This is a genomic window from Vibrio sp. 1-Bac 57, assembly GCF_037546855.1.
GTDB lineage: Bacteria > Pseudomonadota > Gammaproteobacteria > Enterobacterales > Psychromonadaceae > Psychromonas.
The window spans coordinates 61,992-82,830 of record NZ_JALAAC010000004.1 but is presented as its reverse complement, the minus strand read 5'-3'; the positions used below and the strand labels follow the sequence as shown (position 1 = coordinate 82,830).

Below are 20,839 nucleotides of genomic sequence, written 5' to 3'. Positions count from 1 at the left end.
GTCATTAGCCTAGAATTTTGCTGTTATTTTAGCTAGATAGCTTGGTTCGATGTAGGTACCAATAGAGAATAGTTCATCACCATTAGCATGCTCTAAATGCTGACCGTAAAGCAAGTTATTACCAGTAACAGATAACATCACCGTAGGCGATATTTGCCAATGCCAGCTTAAGTCCAATGCGCCATAATCTTTTGTGCCATAGGCATCGCCTCCTTCAAGGCGATAAATTGCTGAAAATGAGTGTGTAGATGTTAATGAAAAATAGGTTTTTGCAATAAGTTGACGTAAATAAAAATCGCCACCTAAAGCAGGAATTAAACCTTTCGATGAATAATAATTGTTAGAACTATAACTATATCCTAGTTCGGTACTTAATTTATCATAGGGCTGCCATTTAATAATCGCTTCTCCACCATAGGAGGTTAATTCACCGCCAGATACAAAATCAAGGTTTATCAAGGGATAATTAACTTTTGGATCAACCGATAAGACATTTCGTGCTTTAGTATGAAACAAAGAAACATCTAACCACCAAGATTTAGCGCTATAACGATAACCCAATTCTTTAGAAACTGATTTTTCACCTTCTATATTAGCATTACCAACCAGCTCTGTCCGTAATTCGCCGGAAGCGGATGAAACCAATAAACGTTCATTGTATTCAGCAAAAGAAGGAATACGTATTCCCTGTGAAATTGCGGTCCATAAAGTATGATTTAAATCTGGTGTCCATAATAAACGAGCCATTGGCTGATGCTCCCAACCAGTGAAACTATTTTTTTCAGATCGGTTGCCAACAATTAACTTAAGCGTCTCGGGTATCAATGTGAATTGTGCTTGAACAAATCCACCATAATGGTGATAAGCATTAATATTATCGATACTTTTAACATAATCACTATCGTCTACAGCAATGTCGTTATAACGGTAATTAAGCCCCCAATCAAATTGTATATTATTAATCAATGTGTTCATTTGATAATCAATATCTGTAATCAAAAAGTCATCTTTATAATTAGTTTGATTACCTCGCTGAGAGCTAATTGATACTTGTAACATTTGATTAGAATCGGCCGAAAGTCGATGCTCTAGCCTTGTCATTAATTGTATATGATCACGTGAATATTCATCTTCTACAAAATTGGACTTATAAGTATTTAAATCAGCTAGCTTGATATTTTGCCCTAGCTCGATATGTGTATAATCAACTTGGGCTAAAAAAGAAAGATGATCATTTAAGTTTAAATCAATTCGGCCTCCAATTGTTTTCTTTTTGCTATGGTCATTAGGGTTAACAAGTTCACGACTTTGCCCTGATTTATCTGCTTCTTCAACACTACCAAACACTCTAAAAGAACTATAATTGGCGAGATCACCTCCAACCCTAAAATTAACCTTATGGTCGATGTGCGAGCCGCTAGCTAACTGCACGACTGTATCTCGAGTATCCACACTATGCTTAGTAATAATATTGACAACGCCATTAGTAGCATTACTTCCCCATAACAGCCCACCTTGTCCACGTACTACTTCTATACGCTCAATATCAAATAAAGGAATATTTAATGCTTCCCAATAAACACCAGCAAAACCAGGGTTGTAAATACTTTGGCCATCAATCATTACTAACAATTTACTTGAATAACGACCAGCAACACTTCGAGCAGTAATTGCCCATTGATTATTATCAATTTTTCTAACCTGCATACCCGGTACGAGGGTTAATGCTTGCGCTACCGATGTTACACCTGATTGCACTATTTCTTTATTGGTTAGCACATAAATTGAAGCTGCCGTTTCAGACATACTTTGTAGACGTTTCATCGCCGAAGTGGTTTGTATATCTGCAGCCATCAAGTCATCAAAATCTAGACTAGGGAGATCGTCCAACTGTGAATTTGAATTAGCCAATGTAATAGGGATAAGGAGGAGATTGAATAGCAAAACTACTGCTTTCAAAGAATAATTCTTATTCAGTAACTTTACCATTGCTGGTACTCAATTATAGTTCGCATTAAAATTCCATTTTTAATAAGGTATCTTTTATAGATAGCTACCCATTTTATATCCTTATAAAGTACATAATTGTAAGTTACGACTTTATCTAAAACGAGGCAGTACACAAAGTTGATTAAGCTGCAAAATAGGTTAGAAAATTAGTTTAATAAACATTAACTTATGGGTCATAGTAGATATCAGTATTGACGTTATATTAGCACCAGATAAAAATCACCACATAAAATGTCGAATTTATTTAAAATAAAGATTAGAAACACACTTTATAAACTCAAGACAAGTATTAGCATACCAATAAAAGGAAATTAATACAGTTTATACTAAGTAATGGGTAATAATTAGTTAAATGTCGACCTGTATCTTACTTAACCTCAACGCTGGTTAATGAAAGTTGAATTATATTTAAAATCATAAGTTTATATTTTTTGGCTATACAGTGCCGTTAGTTTTGCGTAGTTCAAGGCGAGTTATTAAAGCAATAACTGGTTATTGAGAGATAATTTAACGAAGAAATCCGCTGAAATGACGATGTTGTATCGCTTTGCTTATCTAGGACTGAGGTTGCTAATAAAGGCAGTATGAATAATAAGACGAGTCAGTCAAAGTAAAACATCAGCAACTTTTGCCGCTGAGTGTAAAATCATTTACACTCATGCTCTCTTTTATTTTCCATACATTAAGGTGTATTCCATGTTTTTCAAAAACCTTCAAGTTTATCGTTTTACTCGTCCAATGGAACAAGATGAAAATGCACTAGAAAGAAACCTAGAAGAATTTAAATTTAAACCTTGTGGAAGCCAAGATATTTCAAAATTAGGCTGGGTATTTCCAATGGGGAAAAGCGGTAGTATGTTTACCCACATTCATCAAAAGCAAATTTTAATCTGTCTTAAAAAAGAAGAAAAAATGCTGCCTGCAGGTGTGATTAAAGACCAATTAAATGAACGTGTTGAAGCGATCGAGCTAGAACAAGGCCGAGCATTAAAGAAAAAAGAAAAAGACAGTCTAAAAGAAGATATCGTCATGCAATTATTACCACGTGCATTTAGCCGTACTTCACAGACTTATGCGTGGATAGATAATGAAACAAATATGCTATACGTCGATTGTTCAAGTACACGTAAAGCAGAAGAGCTCATTTCTTTACTAAGAAAAACCCTAGGTAGCTTACCTGTTGTACCTGTACAGCTACAAAATCAAACTGACGTTGTAATGACTGATTGGATATTAGAAGGCAATATTCCAGCCCATTACCAACTAGAAGATGAAGCTGAACTTTGTTCAGCCTTAGAAGGCGGCGGTATCATTCGTTGTAAGCAGCAAGATTTATTGTCTGAAGAAATTAAAAACCATATCAACTCAGATAAATTTGTAACTAAACTAGCACTCAATTGGTCCGACAGCATTTCATTTGTGATTGGTGAAGAGTTTGCTTTAAAACGACTTAAATTCTCTGATGTATTACAAGAACAAAATGAACATATTGAAGCAGATGATTTTGCTGCTCGCTTTGATGCTGATTTCATATTGATGACCGGGGAGATTAAACAACTTGTCCCTTCATTAATCGGTATTTTTGGTGGCGAACAAACTTTATAACGTTCCAACATCTTACTGCCCAGTTTAAAACCTGGGCTTTTTTTAACTAACCTCAATTCTGGTTAATGAAAGCGGCATTATATTTAAAATCATAAGATTATATTTTTTGGCTATACAGTGCCGTTAGTTTTGTGTAGTTCAGGCGAATTATTGAAGCAATAACTGGTTATTGAGAGATAATTTAACGAAGAAATCCGCGAAAATAAAGGTGTTGTATTGCTTTGCTTATCTAGAACTGAGGTTAACTATACCCGTTATTATCCAGCATGCCAAAATCAACAAGCTATGAAGTTAAAAGCTTCTACGCATACAGTTGCCAGCCTAACGGATATAATACCGTGACTCAGTGTTTATACATGAGTTGAAAATATGATTTAACCCCTTCTTTTCATCCATATAAGAGTGAATTAAATGACAGTTTCAATTTTAGGAAGTGCAACCAGCAAAAGTGCCACTAAAGCCTTACTATTAGGCTCAGGAGAACTCGGTAAAGAGGTCGCTATCGAATTACAACGCTTTGGTGTAGAAGTTATTGCAGCAGATAGCTACGCCAATGCCCCTGCTATGCAAGTTGCACATCGTTCGCATGTGGTCAGCATGTTAGATGGAAAAAGTTTAGCTGAGATCATCCGCCTAGAAGCACCTGACCTTATCATTCCAGAAGTTGAAGCAATTGCAACGGACACATTATTAGATCTTGAAAGCCAAGGTTTTAATGTTGTACCTACCGCACGAGCGACTAAATTAACCATGGATAGAGAAGGTATCCGTCGTTTAGCAGCTGAAACATTAGCAGTGAAAACCTCACCATATATTTTTGCTGATACTAAGCAAGAATTTTTACAGGCTGTTAAAGAAATTGGACAACCTTGTGTTATTAAACCTGTAATGAGTAGTTCAGGTAAAGGCCAGAGTGTTGTGAAAACAGATGCAGACCTAGATCACTCGTGGACTTATTCACAACAAGGTGGCCGCACTGGTAAAGGTCGTATTATTATTGAAGGATTTGTTCCCTTTGATTATGAAATCACACTCCTAACAGTAAGAGCTGTTGATGGTATTCATTTTTGTGCGCCTATCGGCCATAGACAAGAAGATGGTGATTATCGTGAGTCATGGCAGCCACAAGCTATGTCAGAAAAAGCACTACAACAAGCACAAGAGATTGCAACTAAAGTGGTGACTGAATTAGGTGGGTTTGGTTTATTTGGTATGGAGTTTTTTGTAAAAGGCGATCAAGTCTATTTTAGTGAAGTATCTCCCCGACCACACGATACAGGATTAGTGACACTTATTTCTCAAGATCTTTCCGAGTTTGCTTTACATGTAAGAGCGATACTAGGATTACCGATCGGAGCAATCACACAATACGGTGCCACTGCTTCAAGTGTTATTTTAGGGAATGGCACCTCTCAAGATATTAAGTTTTCAAACGTAGCCGATGCTTTAGGCAAAGTACCAGGTGCGCAAATGCGTTTATTTGCAAAGCCTGATATTAACGGAAGTCGTCGCTTGGGCGTAGCTATTGCACGAGGGCAAGATATAGAGCAAGCAATCGCTAACGCTAAATTAGTAAGCCAAACAGTTGAGGTGCTTTATTAAGTTATCAATCTATAACTTAATAATAACATTAAGAATAAAATAGATACTCTACTAGAAAACTAATAAGATTTAAAAGGCGATTTGCAGATGCATATCGCCTTTTCTTTTTCATCACTATTTTCATTTTTCCTTTCACCAGCTCCCTTTATAACAACGCCACTGTATTAGCATCATAAGTACTACCTTCTTCTGTTTCTCTACAAAAACAGTTTAAAAATCCAACAAACCACACAAAAAATAAGCAAAGTTAACAAATTAAGCTTGATCATAAGTTTAAACACAAGTACTGTTCTTACATACAGTGTTTATTTATACAGGTGAATCCAATGCTATCAAGATTAATTAAAACAACACAAGCTACTCCCTATTTATTAAACGATTACGATCAAAACCCTTTAGCTTCAAGTTCATTAGTCAATGTACAATACCAACAAAATGATTACCAAGCATTGCTAGAGCATATACAAAAAGGCAGCGATCAGGGCTGGATTTTATTTCTAGCGCCTCCAGGAAAACCTAACACTCAATTTTTCGAAAACGCAGGCATTGATAAAAGCAGAATGTTGATGATCGACGCGAATAAAGTTGCTGATAATTTATCACTATTATCAACATTACTTCAAAGTAACAATTACTGTACCGTGGTGACTTGGGTTAACGAGTTATCAGAGCAAACACGATTAAGTATTCAAGCAGACGCTGAATTAACAAATACCAGTTGTTTTATTTACTGTAAACATTAAGCGTATAGCGTATTCAGCCTGTTTATACCCGTTACCATTCAATATACAAATATCAATAAGCGAAAGGATCAACGGGTAAAAAAACTAAAGATCTACCCGTTTCGATATTAAACAAAAATGACAAAGTTCTAATACTGAACTGGGTGCGAATATTTAAATACTAATAACTGGATACTAATAATTGAATTCTGGTGCCTACATTGATTAAAATCAGTTGTTGCGGATGATAGTTAGTTATAATTGCTGCAAACGAGTTACTAAAACTAGCCGCTAAAATGAACTAATAAAAATTGCTACGGCGATATTTGATCAGTGATACTTTGCCTATCACTTGTTAATAATAAACAATTAATTAGGAAGATAAAATGTATCCATACAGTGATAAAACTAAACAATTAATAAACCTGATCGGCAGTGGTGACACCGCCTATGTTCCTAAAGCAATTACCTGTGCTATTAAAACATTAGATCAAATTGCTAATGATACAGCCTTACCAGAAAAAATCAGAGAATCAGCGGCATTCGCAGCCGCTAACTTAGTACTTAGCGATTATGATGATGAGAATTAAACTATAAAAATATAGCTAACTAGATATCTGTAAGCTAGATACCTGTAAACCAAATAAGCCGTAAACTAGATATTAGCTAATCTGAATGCAAATAAATTAGTTTTTTAAAGTTAATATTCGATATAAAAAATTGACGCCAATACTATTCAATATGTCAAATAGTCAAATAGTCAAATAGTCAAACTAGAGTGCAGAGCTAATTTAGAATGGTAACGGGCATAGTAAAAAATCCCTAACAACCTGAGAACTCATGGCTGTTAAACACAGCATGTCAGTGTTTACTCAGCCTCAATAGCTTATTATTAGTCAATACTCTATTGTTACTCTGCCTTAACTCAATAATTAGCAGAATGCCAAAAACAAAAAAGAAGCCGAAGCTTCTTTTTAATAAGTAATCGAGCAACCTATTTTAGATTAACCAATATGCGTCAAACCACCCATGTAAGGCTGTAATACCGCAGGGATCTCAATACGGCCATCGGCACATTGATAGTTTTCTAAAACCGCTACCAAAGTACGTCCAACGGCTAAACCAGAACCATTAAGAGTATGCAATAGTTCAGGCTTTTTAGCACCGGTACGACGGAATCTTGCTTGTAAACGACGCGCCTGGAAATCACCAACATTTGAACAAGATGAAATTTCACGGTAGGTATTTTGCGCTGGCAACCACACTTCTAAATCGTAAGTTTTAGTGGCGCTGAAACCCATGTCGCCAGTACACAATACAACCTTACGGTACGGCAATTCTAAATTCTTTAAAACTTGCTCTGCATGGCCTGTTAACTCTTCTAACGCATCAAAACTTTTTTCTGGATGGACTAACTGTACCATTTCAACTTTATCAAATTGGTGCTGGCGAATTAAACCACGAGTATCACGTCCATAAGAACCTGCTTCGCTACGGAAACAAGGTGTATGTGCAGTCATTTTAATGGGTAAATCAGTTTCATCATAAATAACATCACGGCTCATATTTGTTAATGGCACTTCAGCTGTTGGAATTAATGACATGCCAATGCCTTCTTCAGTCGCTGGATTTGTGTTAAATAAATCATCGCCAAATTTTGGTAATTGCCCAGTTCCGTATAAGCTATCAGCATTTACTAGGTAAGGTACATACATCTCTGTATAACCATGTTCATTAGTGTGAAGATTAAGCATATATTGCGCTAAAGAACGGTGTAATTTTGCTATTTGGCCTTGCATCACAATAAAACGAGAACCCGAGATTTTAACCGCTGATTTAAAATCTAAGCCGCCTAATGCTTCTCCTAATTCAACATGATCTTTTACTTCGAAATCATATTGCTTAGGTGTACCCCAGGTTAACACTTCTACATTTTCACTTTCGTCTTTACCGATCGGCGCAGAGTCGTGGGGTAAATTCGGGATCATGTCATAAATAGATTTAAGTTGGTCACTGACCACAGAAAATTCTTCTTTTGCTTTTTCTAAAGCTTCACCTAATTCATTCATCGCTTCACGTAATGGTTTGATATCTTCACCACGTTTTGCCGCTTGACCAATCTCTTTTGAGCGCGTATTACGCTCTGATTGCAAGCTTTCAGTAGAGACTTGAAGTGATTTTCTTTTTTCTTCTAATTCACTAAGTAAACTAACCTCTAAATCAAAACCACGTTTTTTTAATAACTCAGCAGTTTGTTCGATATCATTACGTAAAAACTTTGCGTCTAGCATGTTATTTCCTAACCTTTTAAAACTAATAAAGTACCTAGATATGCTGCAAATAAGCATACCACTACATTTAATACCACATTTAATAGTGCCTTAAGTAACTCACCCTGTTGGATCAACAATAAGCTGTCCAATGAGAATGAGGAAAAAGTTGTTAATGCACCTAAAAAACCAACGCCAATTAATGGCCACCACGGCGTTGTAGAAATTGTTCCCTGTTGAACTAACTGAAATATATACCCCATTATCAGCGAGCCAATCACATTGACCGTAAGTGTAGCAAAAGGAAAACCTTTTCCAAAGAGACTAACCATGCCAATGCCAATTAAATAACGGAAAGTTGCGCCAAATGCACCACCAAAAGCCACGAAGCCGATATTCAGCAATAAATTATTCATAATAACTTTTATCCATCTCTTATTTGTTAACAACTTACTGAGTGCAATAGCTATGCTTGTTCATTATTCGCCTTGCACTTATCAAACTTATTCACTTAAATCTGTTTCACATTAAATCAGTTCTAATTATGTCAGTTTCAGTCCGAGCCTTAACAAGGTCATTATTAATAACGCTGTTTTTCACTGCGTTGATCACAAGTTTTTAAATAGCGCAATTTTTCAGCAATTTTAATTTCTAGACCACGTTCAACAGGTTGGTAAAACTCAACGCCTTGTAAAGCTTCCGGTAAATACACTTCACCGGCAGCATAAGCCCCCACTTCGTCATGAGCATAACGATAACCTTCACCGTAATTTAATGATTTCATTAATTCAGTAGGCGCATTACGTAAATGATGAGGAACCTCTAGATCGGGATAAGCTTCAACGGCTTGTTTAGCCTTAGCAAAAGCACTATAAACGGCATTACTTTTAGCAGCACAGGCGCAATAAACAGCCGCTTGTGCAATTGCTCTTTCCCCTTCTTTGGGGCCTATTCTGGTAAAGCAATCCCACGCAGACATTGCCACCTGCATTGCACGAGGATCAGCGTTGCCAATATCTTCAGAGGCAATCGCTAATAAACGTCGTGCTACGTATAAAGGGTCACAACCGCCTGCTAACATGCGCGCATACCAATACAAAGCAGCATCGGGATCTGAGCCACGCACGGATTTGTGAAATGCAGAAATGAGATCGTAGAAAAGGTCACCTTGCTTATCAAAGCTAACGCCTTCTCTACCGGCTATTTCCATTAATAAACCAGTATCAATCAGCAATTTATCTTTTGTTTGTTGTCCCATGTCAGCAAGCAACTCTAAATAATTGAGTGCCTTTCTTGCATCCCCTTGCACTAGTTGTGAAAGCTTATCTAATACTCCTTCAGCGAATACAATGTTATGCGCAGCAAGGCCGTGTTCAGCTTCGCAAGCTTGCTCAATCACTTCAATAATTTCTTGTTGTGATAATTTTTTTAACAGATAAACACGTGCACGAGACAACAAAGCATTATTAAGTTCAAAGGATGGATTTTCTGTGGTTGCACCAATAAATAAAAATGTTCCGTCCTCAATATAAGGCAAAAAAGCATCTTGCTGACTTTTATTAAAACGATGTACTTCATCTACAAATAATAATGTACGTCGACCAGCGGATTGGTTTTGTTTTGCAATATCGATAGCAGCACGAATTTCTTTAATACCAGATGTAACTGCAGACAGCCGCTCCACATGGGCATCACAATATTCAGCAATTAACTCAGCCAAGGTGGTTTTACCGGTACCAGGTGGTCCCCATAAAATCATGGAATGAGCAAATCCAGCTTCTAAGGCTTTACGCAGCGGTTTATCTTTTGCGATGAGGTGAGATTGGCCAATGTACTGGTCAAAATTAGTTGGCCGCATTCGTGCGGCCAAGGGTTTAAATTGATTATCAATAGTAAATAAATCTTGCATTAGCGTTGATCATCTATCTCAATACCGTTAGGTATTTTAAATTCAAAAAAATCCTTCGCAAATGTACTGTTGTTTTTATTATTTGACAGGGTAAATACACTTTTTTGGCCCTGTGATTCTTGTACAACAAATTCACTGATATTGTCGGCTTTATTAAAGATAAAAATGAATGTATTCGTCGATGCTTTTGGATCGCTACTTTTAACAATAAATTGTTGGTCTTTTTTAACCACATTAAATTGAGCCCATTGTGCAGAGTCTGCTCCTGATAACAAAGCAAAGGGTGTTCCTGCAATTGCATCTGAAAAATTCATGATAGTGACTTGCTCAATAAACGGGCTATATAACCACATATCTTGGCCGTCTGATACAATCAATTCTTCATCGGGTTGAGTCACTTGCCAATGAAAATTACCTGGACGTGCAATAGCTAATGTTCCCAAACTCTTTTGGATCACTTCCCCTTTTGGATTGATCACCTGTTGCACAAAGTCAGCATCAATAGTCGTAAATTTAGCCAGTTTTTGTTGTAATAGTTCGCTATCTGTTTGTGCTGAAGCAAGTTGAAACATAGAGCTAATCAGACATACTGTAATAAATAATATTTTTTTCATGTTAATCCTTAATGGGAGCAGGAGCTAGTACTTCACGATTACTATTAGCCCCTGACGGCGCACTAATAACACCTTGCGCTTGTAATTGATCAACAAGACGAGCCGAACGGTTATAACCAATACGGAATCGACGTTGAATACTTGAAATAGACACTTTACGTGTTTCAGTTATAAAATTAACTACCTCATCAAATAATGGGTCAATTTCATCCTCTCCTTCGGCTTGCTCACCCGGTAATAGCATATCTAAATCCGCATCTCCGGCTAGAATCTCTTGTACATAATTTGGTTGACCACGTTTTTTCCAGTCAGCAACTACTTTATGCACTTCATGGTCATCTACAAAAGCACCATGAACACGTGTTGGTACACCCACACCCGGTGGCATATATAGCATATCACCATGACCTAATAAGGTTTCAGCGCCTTGCTGACCTAAAATGGTTCGAGAGTCAATTTTACTCGACACTTGGAAAGCAATTCGAGTTGGAATGTTGGCTTTAATCAAACCAGTGATAACATCAACCGATGGTCGTTGTGTTGCTAAAATTAAGTGTATACCTGCTGCACGGGCTTTTTGTGCTATACGCGTAATTAACTCTTCACATTTTTTGCCCACAATCATCATCATATCGGCAAACTCATCCACTACAACTACGATAGCAGGCAATTTTTCTAGTTCCGGTGCACTTTCTGCCATGCTATCACCAGGTTTCCATAATGGATCTAAAATAGGCTCACCTGCAGCTTTTGCTTTTCTAATCGCGGTATTATATCCCGCTAGATTACGGACACCGATTTCAGCTAAAAGTTTATAACGACGTTCCATTTCACCGACACACCAACGCAATGCATTAGCGGCATCTTTCATATCAGTAACAACTTCAGTTAATAAGTGAGGAATACCTTCATACACATTTAGCTCAAGCATTTTAGGGTCAATCAAGATCATGCGTAGATCTTCTGGAGAAGATTTATACAATAAACTGACTAACATACAGTTAACCCCAACCGATTTACCAGAACCCGTCGTACCCGCCACTAAAAGGTGTGGCATTTTAGCTAAGTCCACCACCACAGGTAAACCAGAAATATCTGCACCTAGTACCATGGTCAATGATGATTTACTTTCATTAAATTTAGTACAATCTAACACCTCAGATATATAAACAATTTCACGGTGTCGATTTGGCAGCTCCAATGCAATCACGGACTTACCTGGGATTTGATCTACCACTCGCACACTCATTGCAGACAAAGCCCGCGCTAAATCTTTTTCTAAACTACTGACCGTACTGACTTTCATACCGGGTGCTAAATCCAGTTCAAAACGCGTGATCACAGGCCCAGGTAAAACATTCACTACATCCGCTTTAATTTTAAATTCAAGTAATTTTGCTTCAACTAAACGCGCAGCTATATCCAATTCTTGTTGGGAAATAGGATTAATCTTTTTATCGGGTCTATCTAATAATTCAATACTTGGTAAAGGTGCGATATCTTTATCAACCACAAAGCGTTCCTGCGGACGTGCATGCTCTGGTAGATGAGAGAAATCAACTTTTGCCTTTGCCGGCATCTGCGATTGTTGCTTAGGTTGACTGGTTGATAATGGTTTACTGGCTAAAGGTGATTCACTTACTGCCTCTTGTTCCGAGAGGCGATCATCTTGCCAATCAATATTATCAATACTTAAATCTACTGACTCATGATCATTCTCATTTACAAAAGAAGTGCCCATAAACAAATTATTATCTCGTTCTATATCATTCTGAACACCTGAAAAATCAATATTTTCAACCTCTTCTTCATCTGTATCTCTCTCGCTAAGTGCCGCTAATTTTTTCTGCTCTTTGATAGCTTGCTTTTGTTGTTTTTTCTCTAACTTCTGTTGTTGTAATTGGTATTTTTCAGCTAACCGGTCTTGATCACCTTCTGAGCGCTGCTGTTTCATTTGTTTAATCGTCTCAGGTAAGTTTCCTAACCACTCAATGGCATTTAAAGTGTGCTCACCGATACCATCAATTAAACGTATCCAAGAAAATCCGAATAATAAGGTTGTTCCAGAGATTAAAAAAGTAAGCAAAATAAGGTTAACGGCCAATAAGCTAAAAAAGCCCAACATGCTCTGCGCTAGGATGTCTCCGATTAAACCGCCCGAAGGGTAATACAGATAATCATTGACGTTGAGTGCAATTAAGGCACTTAAGCTAAAGAAGGTAAAAATAAAACCGACAATACGTAAACTCAAATTTAAAAAGTCGACATCAAAATTAAACGTCGGCTTCCATAAAATAGCCCATGCAAAAGAGACAATAATAACGGGGATTAAATACGCTAAAAATCCAAAACCAAAGAATAAAATATCGGCAATCCAAGCGCCCACTCGGCCGCCAGAATTTTGAATTTCAGCTACCCATTGCTGCTGCGACCAACTTGGGTCTACCGGAGAAAAAGTAAATAAGGATAAAGTAATGAATATGGCGACAAATGCGCTAACAATGATCCCAACTTCTAATAATTTTTGCACCCCTGACAGGTGATTTAATAATTTGCTATTTGACAAGAAAATAACCCTAACTATAAAAAATGCCGAATGGCATATACGAAAAAAAATAAAACGACTTTAATCTAAAAAATTATCTGGTAATTGATCACGTAAACGTAGCCATATTTTACCGCTTGCAAAAGCAGATTCTCGCACTATTTGCATAATTTGCTGACCATCACCCTGTTCGAATACTGTTTTAATATCAGCATAAAAAGATAATGCGATTAACTTAGCTTCACTGTTAGAAAAATAAAAAGTACCCACTTTACGATACAAATCCTGTAATCCATTTAAGATCAGTACATAAATCATATTATTTGATGACACGGCAACATGATGATAAAAACGATAATCAAACTCAGTAAAAACCTCGCTGCTTGCATCTGCAGAGGGAATATCCTCTAAAAACTCAATCACACTCTGGCTATTATGTTTGGCTGCCATTCTCAAAATAATGGTACTTATATTGGTCCGTACAGACATTAGTTGGTCAATAAAATCGCCGCGATGTTCCTTATCTAAACGCGTTATTGTACTTAAAATATTAAGACCTGATGTTTCCCAGAAATCATTAACTTTAGTGGACTTACCATGACGGATGGTGATCCACCCTTCTTTTGATAAACGTTGCAGTACTTCTCGTAACGTAGTGCGTGTGACACCTATTTTATCCGCGAGCAATCTTTCTGCTGGTAACTCTGAATGGATCGGAATGGACCCATTCCAAATAGACTCAATTAAGTATTGTTCTGCAACGTCTGCAGGGCCTTTCGCTTTCATTATCATGGGTATTTTGACTTTCCAATATCGTATGGCGACATATTAACATATTCATTGTATTCGATGCTGACTGTTTAGAAAAACAGTATTAGCAAATAAGCAAATGTGATCTAAATCACATTGTGATTTGTAACCTTATCATTTAACACAGTAATCCGCTGTTTATAATGAACTTTTAAGGAGTACAATGTAGCTCCGTGGATTGAAATATTCTATTAGGAGAAACCATTGAGCTCAAATTCCCTCTCACCCAATTTAAAAAACCTTTCTTTGCGACGTTGGCCTTGGCTATTACTGGCGTTTAGTGCATTGGCGCTAGAGTTGTCAGCCCTTTATTTTCAGCACGTGATGAAGCTTGAACCTTGTGTTATGTGCATTTATGAACGTATCACTATGTTAGCTATCATATTCACGGGTCTAATTGGGGCTTCTGCACCAAGTTATTTATTAGTACGTTTAATCGCTTTTGCTGTTTGGGCTGTTGGGTCAGTATGGGGATTGCTATTAGCAGTTGAACATGTAGATTATCAAATGAATCCATCACCTTTTGCTACCTGTGATTTTTTCCCTAATTTTCCAGAGTGGTTACCATTACATGAATTTATGCCTTGGTTATTTAACCCTACTGGTGATTGTTCAGATATAGTTTGGCAATTTATGGGTTACTCGATGCCGCAATGGTTGATATTGAGTTTTGCTATTTATGTTGTGATTTTCGTAGTGGTCGCAGTCACTGCTATTTTACCTGCAAAAGCATCAACCATTAAATAACGTTCTCTTTTTGTAAGTAATGCGTTTCGTATAAGAGAAATAAAAAGACATATAAATGAAATAAAAAGATAATAGCACCTTAAAAGCAGCACCTGTTGTCACTTGTTAATGATCTACAAGTGACAACGAATGCTGTATATAATTATTTTAATAATGAATGATCTGCAGGCAAATTCTTCATTATCCACACTACTAATTTGTGACGAATATTGGCTGTGTTTTCATCGCCTTCATTTAATGGGTTAATTAGCTTATCTTGTACGAGTAATCGGTAAATACATTCTTGCTTATCTTTTGCAGAGGTTGTTTTATCAATTCCCACATAACCTCGTTTAAGGGCATAAGCGACGCCAAGCTTGGTGGCATGTTGTAATAACTGAGATTCATTTTTAATCTTTTTCATACTTATTCCTTTACTTACCGTAAACCAACCTTTCTTTATATTTAACACCGACAAACACTAATATAAAGTATCATTCACAAATAAAACTTCTATTTGTGAATGAGTTACAAGATTCTCATTAAATAATGTTATTAATCGGCTGTTTTACCTAATAACGTTAATATTGCAGCTTCATCTAAAATTTCAATCCCTAATTCCGTTGCTTTAGTTAATTTAGATCCAGCAGCGCTCCCTGCAACCAAAGTATTTGTTTTCTTGGACACACTACCAGCAACTTTAGCACCTAATGCTTGTAAAGCCGCTTTAATATCATTGCGCGAAATAGCATCAAAGCTACCCGTAATAACGAAGGTTTTATCTAATAAAGATAACTCACTTTGATCAACTTCTTGTATCTTAGGCCAATGTACACCGGCTGCTAATAACTGCTCAACAACTGTTAAGTTATGTTCTTCGCGGAAAAAATAGTAAAGATGTTTAGCGACAATCTCTCCAACATCGCTAACACTTTTTAATGACTCAATACCTGCGGCAATGATAGCGGGTAAGGTTTTATAATGATTAGCTAAATTAGCGGCCGTTGCTTCTCCAACTTCACGAATGCCTAAGGAATATAAAAAACGCGCGAGTGTAGTTTTTTTGCTTAGTTGTAAACTATTTACTAGTTTCTTCGCCGAGGTTTCCCCCATTCGAGGCAAACTAGCCAGCTGTTGAGCGGTTAACGAAAAAAGCTGAGAAGGATCTTTGATCATATTATGGTCAACTAACAATTCCACTAATTTATCGCCCAACCCATCAATATCCAAGGCCTTACGAGAGGCAAAATGTTTAATCGCTTGTTTGCGTTGCGCTTCGCAGAATAAGCCCCCTGTACAACGTGTTACCGCTTCTCCCTCAATACGCTCAACATCACTGCCACAAACAGGACACGCTTCAGGAAAAATAATTTCTTGGGTTAACTCACTATTACGTTGATCTAATACCACCCTTGCTACCTGCGGGATCACATCACCTGCTCGTCTTACAACAACAACATCGCCAATCAAAATCCCTAAGCGTTGAATTTCATCTTTATTATGTAACGTTGCATTAGAGACTGTCACACCACCAACAAAAACTGGCTTCAACTTCGCAACCGGCGTAATAGCACCAGTACGCCCGACTTGAAATTCTACATTCTCTACAACTGTTACAGCTTCCTCAGCCGGAAATTTATAGGCAGTAGCCCAGCGCGGAGCACGAGCAACAAACCCCATTTTTTGTTGTAGAGCAATATCATCCACTTTATAAACAACACCGTCTATTTCATAAGTTAAAGACGGTCTTTTTTGTGCAATCTTGTCGTAAAAATCATGGCAAGCATCTTTACCTATAACACGTTTTACTTCGCTTGAAACAGGTAAGCCCCAAGCCTTTAGTTGCTCAATACGTTGATATTGACTGTTCGCTAACTCACCTTCAAAAACTCCTACTGCGTAACAATAAAAAGCTAATGGACGTGCAGCAGCTATTTTAGAATCTAGCTGGCGTAAGCTTCCAGCGGCGGCATTGCGAGGATTAACAAAAGGTTTTTCACCTGCGGCAATCAACCCTTTATTTAATTTGTCGAAGCCGGCTTTTAACATAAAGACTTCACCACGTACTTCTAACACTTCGGGTATATTCTCCCCTCGAAGTTTGAGTGGTAAATTAGTAATGGTTTTAACATTTTCTGTTACATTTTCGCCAGTTAGACCATCACCTCGAGTTGCCGCTTGAACCAATACACCATTTTCGTAAATGATACTAGCTGCTAAGCCATCTAGTTTTGGTTCAATACAAAAAGCAGTTTCAGCTAGAGTCGATTTCTCCATCACACGCTGCATAAAATCATTTAATGAGTCACTATCAAATACATTATCCAAGCTCAACATAGGTAATTGATGTGTTACCTGTTCAAACTTTGATAAAGCAGCACCACCTACTTTTTGAGTTGGTGAGTTGATCGAGACTAAATCAGGATTTTCTATTTCAAGCTTTTGTAAAGCTTGGAAAACACGATCATATTCCGCATCAGGTACCGAAGGAGCATCCTGTACGTAATATTGATAATTATATTCCTCTAATAATTCGCTTAGTTGTTGTATTTGTTTTTCTACTGTTTGCTTATTATCACTCATCAATCTTTGCTCTTATTTATTTGTTTTTACTAATAAAAAAACCTCGTAAACGAGGTTCTTCTAGAAAGTGGTAAATGCCCTTTCAATGTTATTGGTATTGTTGTAAACGCTGACGATACTCCATAAATTGTTCAGGGGTAAATTTCTCTCTTTTTTCATTTAAAACTTCACAGTCAAATTCTTCTGCAGCTTGCTCTACTGCCCGCAACATCATATCGAAGGATTTATTTACACTAATTTTATCATTTGGGGCGGTAAAGAAAAATGAAATACCAGGAGAATTAAATTGTTCCATATAATCTAAATCAAAGGTGCCCGGTGCCATCATATTAGCGATGCTAAATAATATTTCACCAGTACCGTCTGAATGCTCATGTCGATGGAAGATATTCATATCTCCATAACGAAAACCCGATGTTAAAAAGAATTGCAATAGCTCATGACCACCTAAACGTTCGCCTTGTTTGGCAGCGATATTAAAAATAAATAATTCATCGGGCAGCTTTTGTTCAACTTGGCTAGTTTGCGCAGTTTCACTTACTTGCTTAGCGTCGATAGCTTGTTTAGGGTCAGTAACTTTAATGTCATCTTTATTTGCTAATTCAATATCACTGATGATCTGATCAACACTGGTGATATTATTGACATCAGGTTGTTGTTTGCCTTCAGGCTGTATTTCAGGCTCAAGTTTATCAATCATTTGATCTTTATCGTCTTGAAATACGATCGTGTCGATATCGTTGTTATCTTCTTGTGCATCAATATTAAAATTGATCACCTCTGACTGATCTTTATCGTCTGAAAGGTGTGAAGAAAAAGCCATTGAATCAAAGTCACGTTCACGATTGAATGAGTTAGATGATTGTTTATCTTGATCATTAAAGGATTCGTCTCCTTCTTCTAATTCATCATATTTTTCTTCTTGTTCCGCGAGCAAGGCTAACTTGTTTTTCCTGTTGAGTAAAAAACCATGAATTAATACGCCGGCAATAGCCAAAATACCAATTGCAATAAGAATAGGTTGAAAGTGCTGCATTATTGATTCTCTTGATTGATCATAGATAACTTTATGACCCTTAAATTACCTTGTATCAAGCTGTGCGTCTATCATTTGCCACTAATTTTTTGCAAAACTGCTAAGGAATTTATAAAAGAGATCAATTATTAGCGAATATTTACACTTTATGTCCATTTACTATCAACAAACATTGATTTTTGTATCTTGAATGATAACCGCTATACAAGGTAATATCGTCTGATATAACAATGACAAGGTTTAATCATGAACAATGAACGTTTAATTCATCAGCCATTATCCGGCATAGGGTATTTATTTAAAGGTGTACAACTTCTTCGTCATCCCCAACTAAGAATGTTTGTACTCATTCCATTATTTATTAACGTATTGATCTTCGCCAGTGCATTTTGGTTTTTATTTTCTAGCATTACTGACTGGATAGATGCTTACATGCAGGAGCTTCCATCTATTTTAACTTGGTTATCCTATGTGCTTTGGCCAATCATAATTTTTTCTATTTTATTTTTATTCTCATTTATATTTTCGACTATTGCCAACTTAATTGCGGCACCATTCAATGGTTTGTTAGCTGAAAAGACTGAAATGTTATTAACCAATAAACCTATCAATGATGAAGGTTGGCAGGATTTATTTAAAGATTTACCAAGAATATTTAAACGAGAATGCCAAAAATGGCTATATTTCTTGCCTCGTATTTTAGGCTGTTTAATTTTATTTTTAATACCAGTGGTGGGCCAAACCCTCGCGCCTATTATTTGGTTTATCTTTGCAGGATGGATGATGGCAATTCAGTACGCTGACTACCCCTTTGACAATCATAAAGTTTCTTTTACTAGCATGCGCACCATTTTAGGAAAACGCTACGGTAAAAATATTACCTTTGGAATGGTAATTAGCCTCTGCACTACGTTACCTATTTTAAACTTTATTATTATGCCCATTGCTGTTTGTGGTGCAACCGCTGCTTGGGTTGATATCTATAAAAATCAAGCACTAACTATAGATCAATAAACCTCAAGAATAGAGTACAACCATTATTAAACTACACATATAAACTACACATACAAAAAAACCTATCCTGATCATTCGATCAGCGATAGGTTTATATTCAATGGCCATTAATAAAATACTTCCATTAATGGCAAACTAAAAATATCAATCATCGCCCGAATAGACGATGCTCTATACTTCCAGCTTAGTCTATAGGTAATTAAGCAGCGAAGTTCTTAGCTACAAATTCCCAGTTAACTAATGCCCAAAAACCATTTAGGTAGTTAGGACGTACATTGCGGTAATCAATGTAATAAGCATGTTCCCATAAATCAACAGTTAGAAGTGGTGTAGTACCTTCTTCAGTTAATGGAGTACCTGCGTTTGATGTATTAACGATTTCTAATGAACCATCTGCTTTTTTAACTAACCAAGTCCATGAAGAACCAAAGTTGTTAACAGCTTTATCATTTAACTGTGCTTGGAATTCAGCAAAAGAACCAAATTTTGCATCAATAGCAGCTGCAAGTTCGCCCGTAGGTTCACCGCCAGCATTAGGCGCTAAACAGTTCCAGTAAAATGTATGGTTCCAGATTTGTGCAGCATTGTTAAAAACGCCACCTTCAGAAGTTTTAATGATTTCTTCTAAAGATTTTTCAGCAAGATCAGTACCTTCAACTAAACCGTTTAATTTAGCAACGTAAGTAGCGTGGTGCTTACCATGGTGAAACTCTAACGTTTCAGCTGAAATGTGTGGTTCTAATGCATCTTTTGCGTAAGGTAATGCTGGTAATTCAAAAGCCATTTTAAATTCTCCTAATAGAGGCTGAGGGGGATATCAATTTTAGCGACCATTTATACTTTCTTTATGAATAAAAAGCCACAACAAAAATTGAGCTAGATCATTTTTTATCTATGGTAGAATAATCGCAAATTCATAGTAAGATTGCACGCTTACAACTGATATAATGTGCAATTAATTAATAATATGCTGTCGTTAGAGGAAAAATAATGGAAACTTTAGATAAAATCAAAGAACAATTAAACGAAAATACAATTTTGTTATACATGAAGGGGTCGCCTAAATTACCAAGTTGTGGTTTTTCTTCGCAAGCTTCACAGGCATTAATGCAATGTGGACAACCTTTTGCTTACGTTGATATCTTACAAAACCCTGATATTCGTGCTGAACTACCAAAATATGCTAACTGGCCTACTTTCCCTCAATTATGGGTAGAAGGAGAGCTTGTAGGTGGTTGCGATATTATCTTAGAAATGTTCCAACAAGGTGAATTACAACCATTAATTACAGCCGCAGCTGAAAAAGCAAACGCAGCAGAGTAATTATTAAGCATCATACTGCTTAAATATTACCTAAGCAGTATGAGTTTATAAAGGTTAACACAATCTTGGT

General features: G+C 36.8%; 18 protein-coding genes. 7 read left to right on the top strand and 11 right to left on the bottom strand.

The window, feature by feature from the left end; translation table 11 throughout:
• Positions 1–9 precede the first annotated feature (9 nt).
• Positions 10–1,959 (bottom strand): TonB-dependent receptor plug domain-containing protein, encoded by a 1,950-nt coding sequence (locus MT391_RS03945; RefSeq protein ID WP_499496988.1) that lies wholly within the window; start codon positions 1,957–1,959, stop codon positions 10–12.
• Positions 1,960–2,706: 747 nt separating this feature from the next.
• Between MT391_RS03945 and rdgC the strand changes: the two genes are divergently transcribed.
• The 4 genes from rdgC to MT391_RS03925 all read left to right on the top strand — a co-directional run bounded on the left by rdgC (position 2,707) and on the right by MT391_RS03925 (position 6,529).
• The gene (rdgC, locus tag MT391_RS03940; protein ID WP_166370258.1) at positions 2,707–3,615 is read left to right on the top strand and encodes a recombination-associated protein RdgC; all 909 of its coding nucleotides are present in this window, start codon (positions 2,707–2,709) and stop codon (positions 3,613–3,615) included.
• A gap of 423 nt (positions 3,616–4,038) precedes the next feature.
• Positions 4,039–5,217, top strand: coding sequence for a formate-dependent phosphoribosylglycinamide formyltransferase (gene purT / locus MT391_RS03935; RefSeq protein ID WP_499497048.1), 1,179 nt, complete (start codon positions 4,039–4,041; stop codon positions 5,215–5,217).
• Positions 5,218–5,543: 326 nt separating this feature from the next.
• On the top strand, positions 5,544–5,960 hold the full coding sequence (locus MT391_RS03930) for a SulA-like leucine-rich domain-containing protein (protein WP_499496987.1): 417 nt from the start codon (positions 5,544–5,546) through the stop codon (positions 5,958–5,960).
• 365 nt (positions 5,961–6,325) lie between these two features.
• Positions 6,326–6,529, top strand: coding sequence for a YaeP family protein (locus MT391_RS03925; RefSeq protein WP_499496986.1), 204 nt, complete (start codon positions 6,326–6,328; stop codon positions 6,527–6,529).
• Positions 6,530–6,943: 414 nt separating this feature from the next.
• On the opposite strand, the gene serS is transcribed toward MT391_RS03925, so the two are convergent.
• The 6 genes from serS to fadR form a co-directional block, all read right to left on the bottom strand.
• A complete protein-coding gene (gene serS / locus MT391_RS03920) occupies positions 6,944–8,230 on the bottom strand; it encodes a serine--tRNA ligase (RefSeq protein ID WP_028869924.1) in 1,287 nt (428 codons plus the stop codon).
• Positions 8,231–8,238: 8 nt separating this feature from the next.
• Entirely contained in the window at positions 8,239–8,625 is a 387-nt protein-coding gene (gene crcB / locus MT391_RS03915) for a fluoride efflux transporter CrcB (protein ID WP_499496985.1), read from the bottom strand.
• 164 nt (positions 8,626–8,789) lie between these two features.
• Complete coding sequence (locus tag MT391_RS03910) at positions 8,790–10,118, bottom strand: replication-associated recombination protein A (protein ID WP_166370266.1); 1,329 nt, start codon at positions 10,116–10,118, stop codon at positions 8,790–8,792.
• The gene (lolA, locus tag MT391_RS03905; protein WP_299659514.1) at positions 10,118–10,732 is read right to left on the bottom strand and encodes an outer membrane lipoprotein periplasmic chaperone LolA; all 615 of its coding nucleotides are present in this window, start codon (positions 10,730–10,732) and stop codon (positions 10,118–10,120) included. The genes MT391_RS03910 and lolA overlap by 1 nt, the downstream gene beginning before the upstream one ends.
• Before the next feature lies 1 nt (position 10,733).
• Positions 10,734–13,298, bottom strand: coding sequence for a DNA translocase FtsK (locus MT391_RS03900; RefSeq protein ID WP_499496984.1), 2,565 nt, complete (start codon positions 13,296–13,298; stop codon positions 10,734–10,736).
• A gap of 60 nt (positions 13,299–13,358) precedes the next feature.
• Positions 13,359–14,069, bottom strand: coding sequence for a fatty acid metabolism transcriptional regulator FadR (fadR, locus tag MT391_RS03895; protein ID WP_166370272.1), 711 nt, complete (start codon positions 14,067–14,069; stop codon positions 13,359–13,361).
• Between the two features lie 222 nt (positions 14,070–14,291).
• Between fadR and dsbB the strand changes: the two genes are divergently transcribed.
• On the top strand, positions 14,292–14,834 hold the full coding sequence (gene dsbB / locus MT391_RS03890) for a disulfide bond formation protein DsbB (RefSeq protein ID WP_499496983.1): 543 nt from the start codon (positions 14,292–14,294) through the stop codon (positions 14,832–14,834).
• Between the two features lie 142 nt (positions 14,835–14,976).
• On the opposite strand, the gene MT391_RS03885 is transcribed toward dsbB, so the two are convergent.
• The 3 genes from MT391_RS03885 to zipA form a co-directional block, all read right to left on the bottom strand.
• Entirely contained in the window at positions 14,977–15,237 is a 261-nt protein-coding gene (locus MT391_RS03885) for a DUF5062 family protein (RefSeq protein ID WP_166370276.1), read from the bottom strand.
• Positions 15,238–15,368: 131 nt separating this feature from the next.
• Positions 15,369–17,396 (bottom strand): NAD-dependent DNA ligase LigA, encoded by a 2,028-nt coding sequence (gene ligA, locus MT391_RS03880; protein WP_499496982.1) that lies wholly within the window; start codon positions 17,394–17,396, stop codon positions 15,369–15,371.
• 88 nt (positions 17,397–17,484) lie between these two features.
• Positions 17,485–18,432, bottom strand: a complete 948-nt coding sequence (gene zipA, locus MT391_RS03875; RefSeq protein WP_499496981.1) for a cell division protein ZipA — start codon at positions 18,430–18,432, stop codon at positions 17,485–17,487.
• A gap of 246 nt (positions 18,433–18,678) precedes the next feature.
• On the opposite strand from zipA, the gene cysZ reads away from it, so the two are divergent.
• A complete protein-coding gene (gene cysZ, locus MT391_RS03870) occupies positions 18,679–19,446 on the top strand; it encodes a sulfate transporter CysZ (RefSeq protein WP_499496980.1) in 768 nt (255 codons plus the stop codon).
• A 199-nt stretch (positions 19,447–19,645) separates the two neighbouring features.
• Here the strand turns inward: cysZ and sodB are convergent, their stop codons facing one another.
• Positions 19,646–20,230, bottom strand: coding sequence for a superoxide dismutase [Fe] (sodB, locus tag MT391_RS03865; RefSeq protein WP_028869913.1), 585 nt, complete (start codon positions 20,228–20,230; stop codon positions 19,646–19,648).
• A 206-nt stretch (positions 20,231–20,436) separates the two neighbouring features.
• On the opposite strand from sodB, the gene grxD reads away from it, so the two are divergent.
• Entirely contained in the window at positions 20,437–20,769 is a 333-nt protein-coding gene (gene grxD / locus MT391_RS03860; protein ID WP_028869912.1) for a Grx4 family monothiol glutaredoxin, read from the top strand.
• Positions 20,770–20,839 lie beyond the last annotated feature (70 nt).

Bases quoted from the DNA above. Each gene is read 5' to 3' on its own strand.
- rdgC (WP_166370258.1), top strand. From the start codon at position 2,707: ATGTTTTTCAAAAACCTTCAAGTTTATCGTTTTACTCGTCCAATGGAA.
- MT391_RS03930 (WP_499496987.1), top strand. From the start codon at position 5,544: ATGCTATCAAGATTAATTAAAACAACACAAGCTACTCCCTATTTATTA.
- MT391_RS03925 (WP_499496986.1), top strand. From the start codon at position 6,326: ATGTATCCATACAGTGATAAAACTAAACAATTAATAAACCTGATCGGC.
- serS (WP_028869924.1), bottom strand. From the start codon at position 8,230: ATGCTAGACGCAAAGTTTTTACGTAATGATATCGAACAAACTGCTGAG.
- crcB (WP_499496985.1), bottom strand. From the start codon at position 8,625: ATGAATAATTTATTGCTGAATATCGGCTTCGTGGCTTTTGGTGGTGCA.
- MT391_RS03910 (WP_166370266.1), bottom strand. From the start codon at position 10,118: ATGCAAGATTTATTTACTATTGATAATCAATTTAAACCCTTGGCCGCA.
- lolA (WP_299659514.1), bottom strand. From the start codon at position 10,732: ATGAAAAAAATATTATTTATTACAGTATGTCTGATTAGCTCTATGTTT.
- fadR (WP_166370272.1), bottom strand. From the start codon at position 14,069: ATGATAATGAAAGCGAAAGGCCCTGCAGACGTTGCAGAACAATACTTA.
- MT391_RS03885 (WP_166370276.1), bottom strand. From the start codon at position 15,237: ATGAAAAAGATTAAAAATGAATCTCAGTTATTACAACATGCCACCAAG.
- ligA (WP_499496982.1), bottom strand. From the start codon at position 17,396: ATGAGTGATAATAAGCAAACAGTAGAAAAACAAATACAACAACTAAGC.
- zipA (WP_499496981.1), bottom strand. From the start codon at position 18,432: ATGCAGCACTTTCAACCTATTCTTATTGCAATTGGTATTTTGGCTATT.
- cysZ (WP_499496980.1), top strand. From the start codon at position 18,679: ATGAACAATGAACGTTTAATTCATCAGCCATTATCCGGCATAGGGTAT.
- sodB (WP_028869913.1), bottom strand. From the start codon at position 20,230: ATGGCTTTTGAATTACCAGCATTACCTTACGCAAAAGATGCATTAGAA.
- grxD (WP_028869912.1), top strand. From the start codon at position 20,437: ATGGAAACTTTAGATAAAATCAAAGAACAATTAAACGAAAATACAATT.